This is a genomic window from Shewanella sp. UCD-FRSSP16_17 (genome assembly GCF_001675935.1).
GTDB classification, from domain to species: Bacteria; Pseudomonadota; Gammaproteobacteria; order Enterobacterales; family Shewanellaceae; genus Shewanella; species Shewanella japonica.
Genome location: NZ_LZFV01000047.1, coordinates 162,509 through 180,760, shown reverse-complemented (window position 1 = coordinate 180,760; position 18,252 = coordinate 162,509). Strand labels below are relative to the sequence as shown.

At 40.4% G+C, this 18,252-nt stretch carries 17 protein-coding genes; 14 read left to right on the top strand and 3 right to left on the bottom strand.

Annotation, left to right across the window (positions count from 1 at the left end; translation table 11 throughout):
* Positions 1-57 precede the first annotated feature (57 nt).
* Positions 58-1,278 carry an argininosuccinate synthase gene (locus A9267_RS19645; RefSeq protein ID WP_065110442.1) on the top strand — a complete coding sequence of 407 codons (1,221 nt, stop codon included), beginning with the start codon at positions 58-60 and terminating at the stop codon, positions 1,276-1,278.
* 83 nt (positions 1,279-1,361) lie between these two features.
* Positions 1,362-2,729 (top strand): argininosuccinate lyase, encoded by a 1,368-nt coding sequence (gene argH, locus A9267_RS19640; RefSeq protein ID WP_065110441.1) that lies wholly within the window; start codon positions 1,362-1,364, stop codon positions 2,727-2,729.
* Between the two features lie 102 nt (positions 2,730-2,831).
* On the opposite strand, the gene A9267_RS19635 is transcribed toward argH, so the two are convergent.
* Positions 2,832-5,441 (bottom strand): penicillin-binding protein 1A, encoded by a 2,610-nt coding sequence (locus A9267_RS19635; protein ID WP_065110440.1) that lies wholly within the window; start codon positions 5,439-5,441, stop codon positions 2,832-2,834.
* A 188-nt stretch (positions 5,442-5,629) separates the two neighbouring features.
* Between A9267_RS19635 and A9267_RS19630 the strand changes: the two genes are divergently transcribed.
* From A9267_RS19630 to A9267_RS19590, 9 genes are all read left to right on the top strand, one after another.
* Positions 5,630-6,709: a pilus assembly protein PilM gene (locus A9267_RS19630; protein WP_055026233.1), complete on the top strand. Its 1,080-nt coding sequence runs from the start codon at positions 5,630-5,632 to the stop codon at positions 6,707-6,709.
* Complete coding sequence (locus A9267_RS19625; RefSeq protein ID WP_055026232.1) at positions 6,697-7,269, top strand: PilN domain-containing protein; 573 nt, start codon at positions 6,697-6,699, stop codon at positions 7,267-7,269. Before A9267_RS19630 ends, A9267_RS19625 begins: the two co-directional genes overlap by 13 nt.
* Positions 7,269-7,883, top strand: coding sequence for a type 4a pilus biogenesis protein PilO (locus tag A9267_RS19620; RefSeq protein ID WP_065110439.1), 615 nt, complete (start codon positions 7,269-7,271; stop codon positions 7,881-7,883). The genes A9267_RS19625 and A9267_RS19620 overlap by 1 nt, the downstream gene beginning before the upstream one ends.
* Positions 7,883-8,398 carry a pilus assembly protein PilP gene (locus tag A9267_RS19615; protein ID WP_055026230.1) on the top strand — a complete coding sequence of 172 codons (516 nt, stop codon included), beginning with the start codon at positions 7,883-7,885 and terminating at the stop codon, positions 8,396-8,398. The genes A9267_RS19620 and A9267_RS19615 overlap by 1 nt, the downstream gene beginning before the upstream one ends.
* Before the next feature lie 21 nt (positions 8,399-8,419).
* A complete protein-coding gene (locus tag A9267_RS19610; RefSeq protein WP_065110438.1) occupies positions 8,420-10,468 on the top strand; it encodes a type IV pilus secretin PilQ in 2,049 nt (682 codons plus the stop codon).
* Positions 10,469-10,790: 322 nt separating this feature from the next.
* Entirely contained in the window at positions 10,791-11,306 is a 516-nt protein-coding gene (aroK, locus tag A9267_RS19605; protein ID WP_055026228.1) for a shikimate kinase AroK, read from the top strand.
* 8 nt (positions 11,307-11,314) lie between these two features.
* Positions 11,315-12,391, top strand: coding sequence for a 3-dehydroquinate synthase (aroB, locus tag A9267_RS19600; protein ID WP_065110437.1), 1,077 nt, complete (start codon positions 11,315-11,317; stop codon positions 12,389-12,391).
* 27 nt (positions 12,392-12,418) lie between these two features.
* Positions 12,419-13,939: an AAA family ATPase gene (locus A9267_RS19595; RefSeq protein ID WP_065110436.1), complete on the top strand. Its 1,521-nt coding sequence runs from the start codon at positions 12,419-12,421 to the stop codon at positions 13,937-13,939.
* A 98-nt stretch (positions 13,940-14,037) separates the two neighbouring features.
* Positions 14,038-14,877, top strand: coding sequence for a Dam family site-specific DNA-(adenine-N6)-methyltransferase (locus tag A9267_RS19590; protein WP_065110435.1), 840 nt, complete (start codon positions 14,038-14,040; stop codon positions 14,875-14,877).
* Positions 14,878-14,966: 89 nt separating this feature from the next.
* Here A9267_RS19590 and A9267_RS19585 read toward each other — a convergent pair whose 3' ends face one another.
* Positions 14,967-15,149 carry a DUF2970 domain-containing protein gene (locus A9267_RS19585; RefSeq protein WP_055026224.1) on the bottom strand — a complete coding sequence of 61 codons (183 nt, stop codon included), beginning with the start codon at positions 15,147-15,149 and terminating at the stop codon, positions 14,967-14,969.
* Positions 15,149-15,517, bottom strand: coding sequence for a hypothetical protein (locus A9267_RS19580; RefSeq protein ID WP_055026223.1), 369 nt, complete (start codon positions 15,515-15,517; stop codon positions 15,149-15,151). Before A9267_RS19580 ends, A9267_RS19585 begins: the two co-directional genes overlap by 1 nt.
* Before the next feature lie 318 nt (positions 15,518-15,835).
* On the opposite strand from A9267_RS19580, the gene rpe reads away from it, so the two are divergent.
* From rpe to trpS, 3 genes are read left to right on the top strand one after another with little or no spacing between them, the layout of a single operon-like run.
* Positions 15,836-16,510, top strand: coding sequence for a ribulose-phosphate 3-epimerase (rpe, locus tag A9267_RS19575; protein ID WP_065110434.1), 675 nt, complete (start codon positions 15,836-15,838; stop codon positions 16,508-16,510).
* A gap of 1 nt (position 16,511) precedes the next feature.
* Positions 16,512-17,228, top strand: coding sequence for a phosphoglycolate phosphatase (locus A9267_RS19570; protein WP_055026221.1), 717 nt, complete (start codon positions 16,512-16,514; stop codon positions 17,226-17,228).
* A gap of 5 nt (positions 17,229-17,233) precedes the next feature.
* Positions 17,234-18,235: a tryptophan--tRNA ligase gene (gene trpS / locus A9267_RS19565; RefSeq protein ID WP_065110433.1), complete on the top strand. Its 1,002-nt coding sequence runs from the start codon at positions 17,234-17,236 to the stop codon at positions 18,233-18,235.
* Positions 18,236-18,252 lie beyond the last annotated feature (17 nt).

The following is an 18,252-nucleotide window of genomic DNA, read 5'->3' as shown; positions in this document are numbered from 1 at the left end:
GGCTTTAACACAGTAAGTGAATCGGCTTTACCCAGTTTATGTTAGGAAATATTAAAGATGTCTATTGAACAGCAACCAAGTATTAAAAAAGTCGTATTAGCGTATTCAGGTGGATTGGACACTTCGGCCATTATCCCTTGGTTAAAAGAAACCTATGATAATTGTGAAATTGTTGCCTTTTGTGCCGACGTTGGTCAAGGCGATGCAGAGCTTGAAGGCCTACATGAAAAAGCCATCGAGTCAGGCGCTTCTGAATGTTACATCGTTGATTTGAAAGAAGAGCTGGTGGCTGATTATATTTATCCAACGATTGCTACAGGAGCTATCTATGAAGGGACTTATTTACTAGGTACTTCAATGGCTCGTCCAATTATTGCTAAAGCTCAGGTTGAAGTTGCTCGTAAAGTGGGCGCTGACGCGGTATGTCATGGCTGTACTGGTAAAGGCAATGACCAAGTTCGTTTTGAAGGTTGTTTTGCTGCGCTGGCACCAGACTTAAAAGTGATAGCGCCGTGGCGTGAATGGTCAATGGTAAGTCGTGAAGATTTGCTTGATTACTTAGCTGAAAGAAATATTGAGACAACAGCTTCTGCAACTAAAATTTATAGCCGTGATGCTAATGCTTGGCACATTTCACATGAAGGTGGTGAGTTAGAAGATCCTTGGAACGAACCAAGTAAAGAAGTATGGACTATGACTGTTGCGCCAGAAGATGCGCCTAATACGCCAGAATACGTTGCACTAAATATTGAGAATGGTCGTGTGACTCACGTTGACGGTGTTGCGTTATCGCCATACGCAGCATTAATGCAATTAAACGAGGTAGCGGCGGCACACGGTGTGGGTCGTATTGATATAACCGAAAATCGTTTAGTGGGCATGAAATCTCGTGGTTGTTATGAAACGCCAGGTGGAACAGTGATGTTTGCTGGTCTTCGTGCGATAGAAGAGTTGGTATTAGATAAAACTAGTCGTGAATGGAGAGAGCAAGTTGGCGCTCAAATGGCCCACCTTGTGTATGACGGCCGTTGGTTTACCCCTTTATGTAATTCACTTTTAGCTGCATCTGAATCTTTAGCGGAATTAGTGAATGGTGAAGTGGTCGTTAAGTTATACAAAGGTCAAGCGAGTGTCGTGAAAAAGCGTTCTCCAAACAGCCTATATTCGGAAGAATTTGCCACATTTGGTGATGATGATGTTTATGATCAAAAAGATGCAGAAGGCTTTATCCGTCTTTATTCTTTATCAAGTCGCATCAGAGCACTTAATAGTAAGTAGACCTGTTAATTAATATGAAAAATAAACGGGGCAGCAAAGCCCCGTTTTTGTAAACAGATAAGAATTGAAAAGAGGGTATCGACATGGCGTTATGGGGCGGAAGATTCAGTCAAGAAAGCAGTGCATTATTCAAATTATTTAATGATTCATTACCAGTAGATTATCGCTTAATTGAAGAAGACATTGTGGGCTCAATTGCATGGGCTAGCGCTATTACTTCTGTCGGTATTTTAACGCAACAAGAATGTGAACAGCTGCATGGTGCGTTAAATGAATTGTTGGTTGAAGTCGCCGATAAACCTGAGGCTATCATTGCGTCAGGAGCAGAAGATATTCATAGCTTTGTTGAGCAGTCATTAATTGCAAAAGTCGGTGATTTAGGTAAGAAGTTACACACTGGTCGTTCACGTAACGATCAAGTCGCAACAGACCTCAAGTTATGGTGTAAAAAAGAGGGTGAGCAATCACTTACATTACTGCGCAAGTTAAAGAACGCCCTCATTGACTTAGCTGAGCGTGAAATTGATGCTGTGATGCCTGGTTATACTCATTTACAAAGAGCACAACCCGTGTTGTTTGGTCATTGGTGTTTGGCTTATGTTGAAATGTTTGAGCGTGATATTAGTCGCCTTGAAGATGCATTGAAACGTGCAGATACTTGTCCGTTGGGTTGTGGTGCATTAGCGGGAACCGCTTATCCAATGGATAGGCATGCAATTGCCGAGTCTTTAGGTTTTTCTGCTCCAACGTTAAACAGTCTAGATACTGTATCTGATCGTGATCATGTGATTGAACTTTGTAGTGATGCATCAATTAGTATGATGCACTTAAGCCGTATGGCGGAAGATTTGATTTTCTTCAATAGTGGTGAGGCAGGCTTTATTGACTTAGATGATGAAGTGACTTCGGGTTCATCATTAATGCCACAAAAGAAGAACCCAGATGCATTGGAACTGATCCGTGGTAAAACAGGCCGTGTTTATGGCAGCTTGATGGGTATTTTAACCACAATGAAAGCACTACCTTTGGCGTACAACAAAGATATGCAGGAAGACAAAGAAGGCTTATTTGATGTGATGGATAGCTGGTCAATTTGTCTTGAAATGGCCGCATTAGTACTTAGCGGTTTACAAGTTAACCGTGAAAGAACACTCACAGCTGCCCAGCAAGGTTATGCTAATTCTACAGAGCTAGCTGATTATCTAGTGGCTAAAGGTATGCCATTTAGAGAAGCCCATCATGTCGTCGGTGAAGTTGTCGTCGCCGCGATTGCTAAACAAACACCATTAGAAGACTTGGTTATTTCAGAGTTACAGCAATTTAGTCCAATTATCAGTGATGATGTTTATGAGTGTTTGACTATTGAGTCATGTTTAGAAAAGCGTGAAGCGTTAGGTGGCACATCATTAGCGCAAGTTAAACAAGCATTAGCTGCAAAGCAAGGTAAGTAGCCACTTACTTTATTGTTTGATCGTTGACTGTAACAAAAAGCCCTGAGTTTAAGTTAACTCAGGGCTTTTTAACATTCACATTTTATAGATGCATTTTAGGGTTTATTGAAATAAATCATCTGTTGGATTTTCAATAAATATATCGTCATCAATGGTTTCTTCTGTCGCATATTCAGTCGGTTCAGTTCCTTCGACAAAGTACTCAAAAGAAGTTGTGTGATCAGTTTTACGCGTTAATAAACCCGTTGCTAAATCAATACGCGCAGAGATAATGCCTTTAGGCGGAATGGTGGTCTTTTCTTCTGTGCCTTTGAGCGCTTGATTCATAAAATCATTCCAACCAGGCCCAGCAGTCTTGGCGCCAGCTTCTGCACCTGATATCTGATTTTCAGGTCCATCAGCTACCCAGCTTGTACGACCTAAACGGCGGCTGTGATCATCAAAACCGACCCAAAATGTTGACGTTAATGTTGGATTAAACCCACTAAACCAGGTATCACGAGATTCATTGGTTGTTCCTGTTTTACCAGCAATATCATGACGCTTGATTAGGCGAGAAGCTCGCCATGCCGTCCCGTTCCAACCAGTGCCTTTACTCCAATTACCGCCACCCCAAATAACACTTTTTAATGCTTCAGAGATAAGGAAAGCGGTTTGCTCAGTGATAATTCTTGGTGCATAACGACTATTCTCATCGCCACATTGACTAATAGCACTTGATTGAGCGGTTGTGTCATTTGCTTGGTTAATTTCAGTTTGTTGTGAGCTAGCAAATTCAGCTGCCATTGCTGCGAATGGGTCATTTGCGTCTGAATTAGAGGTTAATTCTGTATCACTTAGACTGTCATCAGTTCCATTATTATCATTTTCTGATGGCGTACACGCTAAAAGAGGATTGGCTTCTTCAATTACATTGTCATAAGAGTCGGTGACTTGCTTGATAAAGTAAGGCTCAACTAAGTAACCACCGTTGGTGAACACATTAAACGCAGTAACAACTTGCAAAGGTGTTACAGAAGGAGAGCCGAGTGCCACTGATTCATTTCGAGGTAGATCATTAGGATCAAACCCGAACTCCACAAGTTTATCGATAGTATTATCTAACCCAATGTGTCTCATCGCGCGAACAGACATGACGTTCACAGATTGCGCTAAGCCCATACGAAGACGCGTTGGTCCTCCGTAGATATCTGGAGAGTTTTTAGGTCTCCAAGCGGTGCCTTGTCGAGTATCTGGCTTATTAATTGGCGCGTTATTAATTAGTGTTGCCAATGTATAGTCTTTTTCAAGCGCTGCTGAATATATAAATGGTTTGATATTTGACCCCAGCTGGCGCTTTGCCTGGGTCACACGGTTGTATTGGCTTTGGGTAAAGCTAAAACCACCAACGAGCGTACGAATTGCGCCATCACTTGGCTCAAGTGATACTGTGGCACTTGATACTTGCGGAATTTGAGAAAGTTGCCAATATTCGCCGTTGTTTCTTATCCACACTTTCTGGCCAATAGCTAAAATATCTTCAGCTTTCTTGGGCGGTGTGCCTTGACGGCGATCGGTGATAAATTTACGAGCCCATTTTAGCCCGTTCCATTCTAAGGTGATTTCTTCCCCTCTAGCATTCATCACCGTGGCTTGTTGCTCTTCAATGGCAAGTACAGCTGCTGGCATAATACCTTGTACCGAAGAAGTGCTTTTTAAGTTAGTGATAATATCGCTGGTGGACATGGGGTCATCTGTCCATAATTCGGCAATTGGCCCGCGGTAACCATGACGTTGGTCGTAAGCAAAAACATTATCGCGTAACGCGCTTTGTGCCTTTAACTGTAAGTCAGATGAAATCGTGGTATAGACGTTATAGCCATTAGTATAGGCTTCTTCTTCGCCGTATTTATTGACCATGTATTCACGCGCCATTTCAGAAATATATGGTGCATATAGATCAATTTCTGCTCCATGATATCTTGCTGTAATCGGGGCATTAATGGCTTCTTGGTATTGCGCTTCTGTGATATTGCGTTTTTCGAGCATCCGGCTTAATACCCAGTTACGGCGGGTTTTGGCACGTTCTGGGTTTCTTATCGGATTTGCTGCGGATGGAGCTTGCGGCAAACCAGCAATCATTGCCATTTCAGGCAGGCTCAGTTGTTCTAAATCTTTACCATAATAAACTTGTGCTGCAGCACCTACGCCATAGGCACGATTCCCCAAGAAAGAACGGTTTAGATAAAGAGTTAAAATTTCTTCTTTTGAAAGCGCTTTTTCGATTTTGAGTGCTAAAAAGATTTCTTTTGTTTTACGAATATAGGTTTTTTCACGTGAAAGGAAAAAGCCGCGAGCGACTTGTTGAGTGATGGTACTTGCACCTTGGCTTTTTTTACCTGTGGTAACCAAAATAATAGCAGCACGCACAATACCGATAGGATCAATGCCTTTATGTTCAAAGAAACGAGCATCCTCTGTATCTAAAACTGCATTAATTAATTGTTCGGGTACATCTTGGTATTCAATGGGTACTCGTCTTTTTTCACCAAATTGAGAAATCAATAAACCGTCATCGCTGTATATTCGCAATGGGGTTTGTAATTTTACCGTTTTTAAGGAATTTACATCCGGTAAATCTGGCAAAACATAATAATAGGCTGCGACAATAGTGCCGATTCCTAATAAAGTTAAGCTAAATATAGCAATAAGTATTCGTTTAAACCACTTCACCGAAATATTCCAAAAATCAAAAATATGCTCGCTAGTATATAAGGGGGAAGGTTTTTGGTGAAGTAAAAACATGAAAACAGAAAAAAACAAGTTGTAAAATTTAGAAACATTTAATACAAATACTTATAACGAGTTGATTTTGTGCTAATCTATTTTAAAATATAAAAAAATAAATGCGATGATGGAATATGCTTTCTAAATTTTGGAAGCGTCAAGCTCCGCAAATGGTCGGGATCGATATTGGTTCTCATGAGATTAAGGCCATTTTGCTAAGTAAGACCGCTGATGGATATAAAATTCAAAACTATATATCTGCACCTCTACGTAAAGGTGCGGTTGTCGATCACGAAATCCGCGATTCAGAAGCTGTTATTGAATCTTTAAGACATATTAAGCGAGGACTGCCTAAGAGTATTAAGTCTGCAGCTGTCGCGGTTTCTGGCTCTGCTGTCATGACCAAAGTCATTTACATGGACGCTTCATTAAATGAAGAAGAAATGGAAGCACAAATTGAGATTGAAGCAGATAACCTTATCCCTTATTCACTAGATGAAGTGAGTATCGATTTTGAAACTCTTCAGGCAAACACAACTGACCCGACAAAAGTTGATGTGCTGTTAAGTGCTTGTCGCACAGATAATATTGATACTCGTATGGATTCTTTAGATGCGATTGAGCTCGATACCAAGGTGGTGGATGTTGAAGCTTATGCACTAGGGCGGTCATCAGAATTAATCCTTGCACAATTACCCGAAGGTGCGAATGAGAAATCTGTAGTATTGGTTGATATCGGTGCCAATATGACGACATTTGCCGTAGTTGAGCATGGAGAAACAACCTTTATTCGTGAGCAAGCGTTTGGTGGTGAGTTATTTACTCAATCTATTTTATCGTTTTATGGCATGCCATATGACGAAGCTGAGAACGCCAAAATAACAGGCGAGTTACCGCGTAATTATATGTTTGAGGTGTTATCACCGTTTCAAACACAATTATTACAGCAGATTAAACGTACACTTCAAATTTATTGTACTGCCAGTGGTAAAGATAAAGTTGATTATATTGTGCTCTGTGGTGGTACCGCAAAACTTGAAGGCATGACTGCATTATTAACTAATGAATTGGGTGTACATTCTATTGTCGCAGACCCGTTCCAAGGTTGTTTGCATGCTGAGGACGATATTAAAAACCAGCTTAAGCCAAGTATTAGTAAATATATGGTGGCATGTGGTTTAGCGCTTAGGAGTTACGCTCAATGGCGAACATAAATTTACTTCCTTGGCGTGAAGAGGCCAGAGAAAAACAAAAACGAGATTATATTGGCATATTAGCATTGGTTTTTTTAGTGACCTGTTTAGCTGTATTTTTAACACTCAGCTTTATTGAGGTTGTTACTGATGATCAACGCCAACGAAATGCTTATCTTCAAAATGAAATATCACTATTAGATGCACAAATTGCCGAAATAAGAAAAATCACAGCTCGAAAGAAAGATATTGAAAGACGTACTAAGATTATATTAAACCTTCAGCAATCTCGAAACTTGCCGACACATGTTTTAGATGAATTAGTGCGAATTGTTCCGCCAGGAATATACCTTTCAAGTATTGAGAAAAAAGGTAGCTTACTCTGGATTGAAGGCCGCAGTGAATCGAATAATAACGTGGCTAATATGATGCGTAAGGTGAAAACATCACAATACTTAAATGATCCAAGTATGCAGTCTATTATTAGCCAAAATGAGAACTTACGACAACTGCAAAAGTTTAGATTAAAAGTGACGATTTCTGATGTTGAGTCAGTTGAAGCAACTGAAGGAGGTCAATAATGAATTTAGACTTAGATCAGTTTAATGATATTGATTTTGAAAGTATCGGTAGTTGGCCTGCTTTAGTTAAGGTTGTTTTCGCAGTATTTCTGTCAATCTGTGTTATGGGGGCAAGTTATTATTTATTTGTCTCCGATGCAATTGACGTTTTAAATAACGAAGAAAGAAAAGAAATAACTTTACGAGAAGATTTTCAATCTAAATATCGTTTAGCCGCAAACTTAAAGCTATATCGTGAACAGCTGGTTGTTATGGAAGCGCAATTTGCTGAGTTACTTAAAATGTTGCCTTCTGAAAATGAAATGCCGGGCTTATTAGACGACACTACATTTGTAGCAACTGACGCAGGTTTAAGAATAAATAGCTTAGATTGGGATACTGAGATTGAGCGTGACTTCTATTTAGAATTCCCAATTAAAATTGCTGTAGTGGGTGATTATCATCAACTCGGTAATATGGTCAGTGGTGTAGCAAAATTACCTCGTATTGTTAGCTTACATGATTTTGTTATTACACGAGATGATAGCGGTAGTTTGTCGATGGACATTTTAGCAAAAACCTATCGATTTAAAGAAGGTGCACAGCTGCCTGCTGAGAATAAGGGGAATAAGTAATGAGATTCCTCCCTGTATTAATGATGGTGTTAATGTTAACTGGCTGTATTGGTGATCGCAGTGATTTAGAGTTGTTTGTAACGACAACTAAAGCGCAGCACATTGCTCGTATTCCTCCGTTAAAAGAAACTCCTAAGTTTGAACATTTTGCTTATCAAGCAGAATTAATGCGCAGTCCTTTTGTACCACCTTCACGCGAGCTTACAGAAGAAGTGGTTGATACAAGTAGAAATTGTCTACAGCCTGACTTAAAGCGTCGTAAAGGTCGTTTAGAAACATATGCTTTAGACAATTTAAGAATGCGCGGTACATTAACAGAAGATGACACTATTTGGGCTTTGGTCGAGTCTTCTGATGCCAATGTATATCGTTTAGGGGTCGGTGAGTATCTCGGTCTTTACCATGGGAAAATAGGTAAAGTGACACCGCAATATATTGAAATAATAGAATTAATTCCAGATGGTTCTGGTTGCTGGGCTGAAAGAGCAAGCAACTTAGAACTATCTGGTAACTAATGTGCGAAGGATGAGGGAATAATGAAATCTTCTGCCGCGATGCAAACATCGACAAAAAAAGTCTCACTAATTAAAACGGTATTGGGTGTTGTTTTAATGTTGGGCGCACTTCCAAGTGCTTTCGCCGCCAATAAGTTAATGGATGTTAAATACCATTCTGTTGTCGATCATCAATTAGAACTCGAACTGGTATTCGAATCCTCGCTAGATAAGCCTGAAGTTGATTTGTCAGGTTCTCCTGCTCAAATAATTTTAAGTTTTGAAGACAGTATTTCAAACCTTGAAAAAGAGAACATTACGATTGATCGTGTAGGTGTTGAAGGGCTTAAAACCACACAGGTTGATGGCGCTTTAAATATTGTTGTCGATCTTGCAGAGGTTAAGCCTTATCAAGGTAAAGTTGTGGGTAACACATATCGCTTAACTGTGAATGACACAATGTCTGGGCCTGATAATGCCAGTAACCCGTTTGTTAATGGTATTGATACTATTGACTTTAGACGCAATAAAACTGGTGGTGGTGATTTACTGATTCATTTGAATAACCGCTCTGTTGCGGCAAATGTGGCTCAGGTTGGCTCAAAATTAGAAGTTAAGCTTTATAACACAGCAATTAATAATGAGCTGTTATATGTTATGGATGTGCAGGACTTTAATACACCTGTGACAAGTTTTGAAACTTTTAAGGATGATTTAACTTCACGCATTATGGTCGATGTTGATGGCAACTACGATTATAACTATAAGCAAGAAGGTAACGTTTTTAAGGTTAGTATTAATAAAGTTGAGCGTGTTGCCGTTGCTGCTGAAGAAAAGAAATACAATGGACGCTCACTTTCATTGAACTTCCAGAATATTTCAGTCAGAACTGTGCTGCAAATTATTGCCGATTACAATGATTTCAACCTTGTAACGAGTGATACTGTTGAAGGCAATATCACGTTACGTTTAGATGATGTACCTTGGGATCAAGCACTTGATCTTATTTTGCAAACTAAAGGGCTTGATAAGCGCATTGAAGGTAATATCTTAATGGTGGCGCCTAGTGAAGAGTTGGCTACACGTGAAAGGCAAGATTTAGAGAATCAAAAAGAAGTGAAGGAGTTAGCTCCGCTATATTCTGAGTACATTCAAATTAATTATGCTAAAGCTGCAGATATTGCTGAGTTAATGAAAAGTGCAGATTCTAGTTTGTTATCAACTCGGGGTAGTGTTGCTGTTGATGAACGGACGAATACACTGCTTGTAAAAGATACTGCAGAGTCGTTAGAAACAATTCATCGCTTAGTTGAAATACTCGATATTCCAATTAAACAAGTGTTGATTGAAGCGCGAATGGTGACAGTCAAGGACAACGTATCTGAAGATTTAGGTATTCGCTGGGGCATAACAGATCAACAAGGCGATAAAGGAACCTCTGGTTCGCTTGAAGGCGCAAATGATATCGTTGCTGGTGTTGTACCTGCATTAAGTGATCGCTTAAATGTTAATTTGCCTTCTTCGGCAACTAACGCTGCGAGTATTGCATTTAGTGTCGCTAAAATGGCCGATGGTACCGTACTTGATTTAGAGTTAAGTGCACTTGAGCAAGAGAATAAAGGTGAGATTATTGCCAGCCCGCGCATTACCACCTCTAATCAAAAGTCTGCTTATATTGAGCAAGGTGTAGAAATTCCTTATGTTGAGTCTGCATCAAGTGGTGCAACAACTGTTTCATTTAAGAAAGCGGTTCTTTCTTTAAAGGTTACACCGCAAATTACGCCGGATGATCGTGTGATTCTTGATTTAGAAATAACCCAAGATACCCGTGGTGAAACAGTTCAAACTGGTACAGGTGAAGCAGTGTCTATTGATACTCAGCGTATCGGCACTCAAGTACTTGTGGATAATGGTGAAACCATTGTGTTAGGTGGTATATATCAGCAAAACTTAATTAGCCGTGTGAGTAAGGTGCCGGTTCTAGGTGATATTCCGTTAGTTGGCTTCTTGTTCAGAAACACATCTGATAGTAATGAGCGTCAAGAGTTACTGATTTTCGTTACACCTAAGATTGTGACTGAGCAGTTGTAAAAAATTGCGAATCAAAAATACCAGCGTTCTCGCTGGTATTTTTTTGCCTGTTCTTTAGGTTAACTTCGATTAAGTTATTAATTTCATGCTATAAAAATAAAGCTTCTGCACTAGACTTCAGGAAACGTTATTCTGATTAATAAGGAGAAGTAGAATTTATTTTTAAGAAACTCAGCTTAATTCGTCAACATGACTTGCAACAACTGGTGCATAACTGAGATAATCCTCCGTCAAGTCTCATTAGAGCAAGGTTAAATTATAGGTCGGCTTGAGTTTAAGTCGATAAGGCATACTTTTCATATAAGATTCAGACGTATATAAAATGGCTGAAAAACGCAATATTTTTCTGGTAGGCCCAATGGGCGCAGGCAAAAGCACAATTGGTCGCCATTTGGCCCAAATGCTGCATTTAGATTTCCACGATTCAGATCATGAGATTGAGCAACGCACAGGTGCAGATATTGCCTGGGTGTTTGACGTAGAAGGCGAAGAAGGTTTCCGTCGTCGCGAAGCTCAGGTCATCGCTGACCTTTCGGAAAAGCAAGGTATCGTCCTTGCTACTGGCGGCGGATCTGTACAAAGTAAAGACATACGTAATCATTTGTCAGCTCGCGGTATCGTTGTATACCTTGAGACGACAATCGATAAGCAAGTCGCTCGTACTCAACGCGATAAGCGTCGACCTCTTTTGCAGGTTGATGACCCGCGCGAAGTGCTAGAGAATCTTGCTGATGTTCGTAATCCTTTATACGAAGAGATTGCTGACGTGATTGTTAAGACAGATGAGCAAAGCGCTAAAATAGTCGCAAATCAAATTATTGAGCAACTCGGTTTTTAGGTAGGTTTATGCAACAAGTTCAGGTTGAATTAGGTATAAGAAGTTATCCCATTTTTATTGGCCAGAATTTATTGCAGCAAAATGCTTACCTTTCCGATTACCTTTCCGGTAAAAAAGCACTCATAGTCACCAATGACACTATCGCCCCCTTGTACCTGACAACGGCACAACAAGCGATGGCGAGTTGTGCTGACGTGGGTGTTGTTGTGCTTCCTGATGGTGAGAAATATAAAGATCTCACACATCTGGATTTGATATTTTCAGCTTTGCTTGAAAATAACTATGCCCGCGATTGTGTCATAGTTGCATTAGGTGGCGGTGTCATTGGTGACATGGCTGGCTTTGCTGCATCTTGCTACCAGCGAGGTGTTGAGTTTATACAAATGCCAACCACACTGCTTTCGCAAGTTGACTCTTCTGTAGGTGGCAAAACAGCAGTTAATCATCCGTTAGGGAAAAACATGATTGGGGCATTTTATCAGCCTCAAGCCGTAATCATCGATACCGATTGCTTATCAACTTTACCGGCTAAAGAGTTTGCAGCAGGTATGGCTGAAGTGATTAAGTATGGCATTATCTGGGACGCTGAGTTTTTTAGTTGGTTAGAGCAAAATGTCGAGTCACTTAAAGGGCTTGATAATGATGCATTAACTTATGCTATTGCTCGATGCTGCCAAATTAAGGCTGATGTGGTTGCACAAGATGAAACAGAGCGTGGCGTACGAGCTTTGCTTAATTTAGGCCACACCTTCGGGCATGCCATTGAAGCTGAAATGGGTTATGGCGTATGGCTTCATGGTGAAGCGGTATCAGCTGGCACAGTCATGGCGTCACTCACGTCATTAAAACTCAATTTAATCTCACAACAAGATTTCGATAGGGTCGTTGCTTTACTGCAAGCGTTTGATTTGCCAGTTGCATCACCAGACTCAATGACATTTGATCAATTCATTGCGCATATGCAGCGAGATAAAAAAGTCCTTGCTGGTCAAATTAGGTTAGTGTTACCCACGTCAATTGGCTCCGCTGACGTTTTTTCAGATGTTGAAACTTCATTATTGGCAGAAGTGATTAGCCAAGTCTAAGTAACGTGTGAGTCTAATGGTGGGCTTGTGGACATTCAACAAACGCTATTGTTACCTTCTCAAGAATCTCTAGTACAGCGATTACAGCACATTGCTAGCTACAGCGAGCAATTGGTACTCTTGTCCGGTGCTAAAGGAGCTGGCAAAACAACCTTAGTTACAGCCCTTGCAAGTGAACTGGATAGTTATAATTCTGCACTCGTAATCTGCCCAATGCATGCAGATAGCGCAGAAATTCGACGTAAAATCCTTGTTCAACTCATTTCATCTCCTATCTTTGATGATGCGCTTCCATTGGCTGATACGTTACTTCGAATACAATCTAGCTTAACTAAGCCTTTACACATCATTATTGATGATGCGCAATACATGCCAAAAGAGCTTTGGGCTGAGTGCTTGATTTTGACTCAGTTGCAATGTGCGGGTAAGCCCATTTCGATGACGTTTACCATCGGAACTGATTCACTTGCCGAACTGACTCACGAGCTCACAGACTCAATGCAAGCTTTGCTGCTACATGTTGAGTTAGAGCCTTTATCCTTGGCTGAGCGAGAAGGCTTATATCGCACACTTTTGGTGAGAAGTAATAAAACCCCGTTTATTCCGCGTGAAATTATTCAAGCTCAAATTGAAAAACAATCTGGCACGCCTACTGAAGTGATCAATTTATTGAATAAAGCACTAGAGGACCAACCTGAAGACGTCAAAAAGTGGCCTAAATTTTTGCCTTGGGTCATGGGGTCTGTTGTGTTGTTATTAACTCTTGTTTTAGCAAGCTGGTTTATGCTTAAAGAAACTGCAGAAGTGCCAGCAGATAACGTACAGTTTAATAACATTTATTTGCCACCAGAAACGCCTGCGCAGTGGGCTATTTATAATTACGCTGAATTATTACTGCAACCAGTCATTAACGACACGGCTGGCTTGAATCAGGCTGAGACTGGTCTAAGGCTAGAAGTGCTCAAGCCTACTCTTACCGAATTCAATTTTGTGGATATTATGCTGCGAAACAGTGCAGGTAATAACAGTAAGATGACTGATAAGCACAATGTAAAAAGCAACATCTCACAGACAGAAGATGAGCAAAACGTTGAAATAAGTGAAGATGAATTAGCCGCTGACCCAATGACTCATCAATCACCTGAAGCAGGATCTCAAGACATAAATCAAGATGTGCAGCTATCTGAAGTGTCAGAAGGAAAGCTGATTGTCGAGAGCGACAAGTTAGTCGCTGAAGGTTTATCTAACAATGATAATACGGCGAGTTTATCACTGTTAGATAAACCTGGTTATACATTGCAAATTGCCAGTGTCCGAGAGGCTAAGTCACTCACTCAAATATTATCTAAACTAGAACGGATTCAAACAGACTCAGCTTATGCCCAACAAGCTCGTTATAAACAGCGCCATATTGTGTTATTTGGGCAATATGACACAGTAAGTCAGGCACAGCAGCAAGCTGATGAATTACAACAGTCACTAGGTTTATCCGCGCCCTGGGTGCGCAAATGGAGTGATTTGACTGGATATGAACTCAAAATAGATTAACCGCTTAAAAAGCCATTAGATTCGATAATTCAAACGATGATTATTACCAATAAAAAGAGTACAATCATCTGCTTTAATTTTGCTAGCAAACGGTATTCATGACTAAAAAGCATAGAGCCTTTCTTAAGTGGGCGGGTGGAAAATTTAAACTCGTTGACGAGCTTGCAAAACACTTACCTCAAGGTAATAGATTAGTCGAACCTTTCGTCGGTGCTGGATCAGTATTTCTTAATACTGATTATGATGAGTATTTACTCTGCGACATAAACCAAGACTTGATTAATTTATACAATATTGTCAAAGATGATCCTGATACTTATATCGCAGCAGCTAAAGCGATGTTTGTGCCAGAGATGAATGTAAAAGAACAATATTACCGTATTCGCACTGAATTCAATCAAACAAACGATCCCTTCAAGCGTTCAGTATATTTTTTGTATATGAATCGCCATGGTTTTAATGGCTTATGTCGTTATAACCGCAAAGGCGGCTTTAATGTGCCTTTTGGTTCATATAAAAAACCATACTTTCCAGAAGATGAGCTTAGACATTTTTCAATGAAGGCGCAAAAAGCGAGTTTTCATTGTGTAAGTTATGAAAAAGCTTTTGAGATGTCGACTGTTGGGGACGTGATTTATTGTGACCCTCCTTATGCGCCATTATCAACAACGGCAAGCTTTACTACATACGCAGGGCCAGGTTTCAGCTTAGATGATCAAGCCTTACTTGCAAGAGAGTCGCGTCATACCGCACTTGAAAGAGACATTCCTGTTTTAATCAGTAACCATGATATTCCGCTAACACGCGAATTATACCGCGGTGCCAAACTGGCCTCTATTGCGGTGCAGCGTAATATAAGCCAAAAGGGCAATGGCAGAAAGAAAGTGGATGAAATTATGGCCTTGTATGATCACCACTACCAAGAAGTGATTGATTAAGTATTATATTAATTGTTCTGCTATTGATTCATGAATAGCATGGGAATGGTATTGCTATAGAAAGGACATGAAGGGTAATTGGAACAGGGTTACGCTAATACTTGGTTCACGATAAAAATCAAAGATAGAATCATAATGATCGCCAGAGCAATTCCCATAAAAATAAAAGGTAATGGTGAATTACTTTGTTGAAAGTCTCGCTGGCGATTATCTTCTGTCTGCACTCCAAAGAAGGCTGCGACAGTACTCGAAAATACCCGCCAAAAAGACATTAAATGCTATTCGGATTATTAGTGGGCATGTCGCTAATCGGTTTACTCTTGTCGCTGTTGTGCAGTAACTCGAGTAAATCTAAAAAATGAAACTGACTTGAGCGACTCTTACCGGTAACCCAATCTCCCCAACTCACATTGTCAGACTCGACAGCACAACGATTATTAGGGTGGCTGCTAGGTAGGCTGGAATTGTAGGTAACGTTTTCTGTACAAGCACAGTTGTCTGCTAGCAATGGATTGCTGTTATCTGACATGACAAAATAGGCAACTAACATTAATGCGCTGGTTGAAAATAAGCTTACTACAGGTTTTAGCGTCACCTTACCTGTTTGGTGGGTGCTCATTTTTGACTGACTGCACATCATAAGGGCTATCCTTGTCTTATACTTTCAGAATTAACACAATAAAAAATGTTTAGTGACGTTCTAATAGAGACTTAGCAACTGACTTGGTAGTCGCTTCATAACTATAACATCGCGAAAAACACAGTGACGTAGGTCGCATTATAGCAAATTTGTATAGTTAATGAACATCACTCTCGTGTGATCTGGATCAATTTAATACTTACAGATTATGAAAATTTACGTTTATTGACAATAACAACCTTTTATTACGCTTTGCGACTAGAGCGAATAAGCTTCAGGGGGTAAAATACGGTCACTTTTAATTGCTTCGAGAAGACTATGCGTCCATTTTTGATTGCCCCATCTATTTTATCTGCCGATTTCGCCCGTTTAGGTGATGATGTTAAAGCCGTTTTAGATGCCGGTGCTGACGTTGTTCATTTTGATGTAATGGATAACCACTATGTACCAAATTTAACAATCGGTCCTATGGTATGTCAGGCGCTTCGTGATTATGGCATTACCGCTGATATTGATGTGCACTTAATGGTTAAGCCTGTAGATCGTATCATTCCAGATTTTGCTAAAGCAGGTGCTTCAATTATTACTTTTCATCCTGAAGCGACGGAACATCTTGATCGTAGTTTGCAATTAATTAAAGAATCAGGCTGTAAGGCTGGCTTAGTATTTAACCCTGGGACGCCATTACATTATCTTGACCATGTAATGGATAAATTAGATGTGATTCTGCTTATGTCAGTCAACCCTGGCTTTGGCGGTCAATCATTTATCCCGTCTACGTTAGATAAACTTAAACAAGTTCGCGAAAAAATTGATGCCAGTGGATTTGATATTCGTCTTGAAGTGGACGGTGGCGTAAAAGTGGATAATATTGCCGAAATTGCAGCGGCAGGTGCAGATATGTTTGTCGCAGGTTCTGCTATTTTTAATCAGCCTGATTATAAAGCCGTGGTTGATGAAATGCGTACCGAGCTTGCAAAAGTAGACGCGTAGTATGGCTGATTTTTCTAGCATAAAAGCCATTGCGTTTGACTTAGACGGCACGCTAATTGATAGTGTGCCCGATTTAGCCGCCGCGACCCAAGCGACACTTGCTGAGTTAGCATTGCCAAGTTGCACCGAGCAGCAAGTGAGAAACTGGGTTGGCAATGGTGCTCAAGTATTAATGCAGCGTGCGTTACTCAATGCTGAGCAACAAAAAGGGTGTGACATAGGTGTACAACTTGAAAATGTCATGCCTATTTTTATGAAGCATTACGAATTACACCTACAAAAACACAGTAAGTTATATGCTGGAGTATTAACCGTGCTCAGCAAACTTAATGCTGCAGGCTACCCACTGGCGATTGTGACAAATAAACCTTATCGGTTTACTATCCCGTTGTTAGAAGCATTTGGTATAGCCGACTTATTTGGTCTGGTGTTAGGTGGCGACTCGCTGGATAAAATGAAACCCGATCCTTTGCCTTTAACGCATATTTTGCACAAATGGCAGCTCGAACCACAACAGCTGTTGATGGTAGGGGATTCAAAAAATGACATATTAGCAGCGAAAGCCGCAGGCGTAACCTCAATAGGCTTGACCTATGGGTACAACTACGGTGAAGATATTGGTCTGAGCGGACCCACTGCGGTATGCGAACAATTCAATGAAATTTTAGCCTTATTAACTAATTCGGCAGAATTTACAGCTAAATCAATGGAGCAATAAAACAAATGACTGCAAAACCTATCGTGTTTAGTGGCGCTCAACCATCAGGCGAGCTAAGTATTGGTAATTACATGGGCGCGCTACGTCAATGGGTTGGTATGCAAGACAGCCACGATTGTATTTATTGTGTTGTTGATTTACATGCGATTACCGTTCGCCAAGATCCTGAAAAGTTACGAGCGGCATGCTTAGACACACTAGCCATTTATCTCGCTTGTGGTATCGACCCTGAAAAAAGTACCGTCTTTTTACAATCTCAAGTACCACAACATACGCAGTTGAGCTGGGCATTAAACTGTTACACCCAAATGGGTGAGCTTAATCGCATGACACAGTTTAAAGATAAATCGCAAAAGCATGCTAATAACATTAATGTTGGTTTGTTTGACTACCCAGTATTAATGGCGGCAGATATCTTGCTCTATCAAGCAAATGAAGTGCCTGTAGGCCAAGATCAAAAGCAACATTTAGAGCTAACACGTGATATTGCAACGCGTTTCAATAATGCTTATGGCGACACATTTGTTGTGCCTGAGCCATTTATTCCTGAAACCGGCGCTCGTGTCATGTCGCTGCAAGAGCCAACGAAAAAAATGTCTAAGTCAGACGAAAACCGTAATAACGTGATTGGTTTACTTGATGATCCTAAAGCGATTATGAAGAAAGTGAAAAAAGCGATGACAGACAGTGAAGAGCCGCCTGTTGTTCGTTTTGACGTTGAAGAAAAGCCAGGTGTATCAAACTTATTGAGCTTGATGTCAGGTTGTAACGGTCAGTCAATCGAGTCAATTGAGAAAGACTTTGAAGACAAAATGTATGGTCACTTGAAAGTTGCAACAGGTGAAGCTGTTGTTGCTATGCTAGAACCTATTCAAGCACGTTTTCGTGAAATCAGAGCGGATGAAGACTACCTAAATGCAGTCTTTAAAGCGGGAGCTGAAAAAGCGCAGGCTCGAGCTGAAGAAACAATCAAAAAAGTTTACGAAAAAATCGGAATGATTGTTTAACGTGCAATCGATTAATA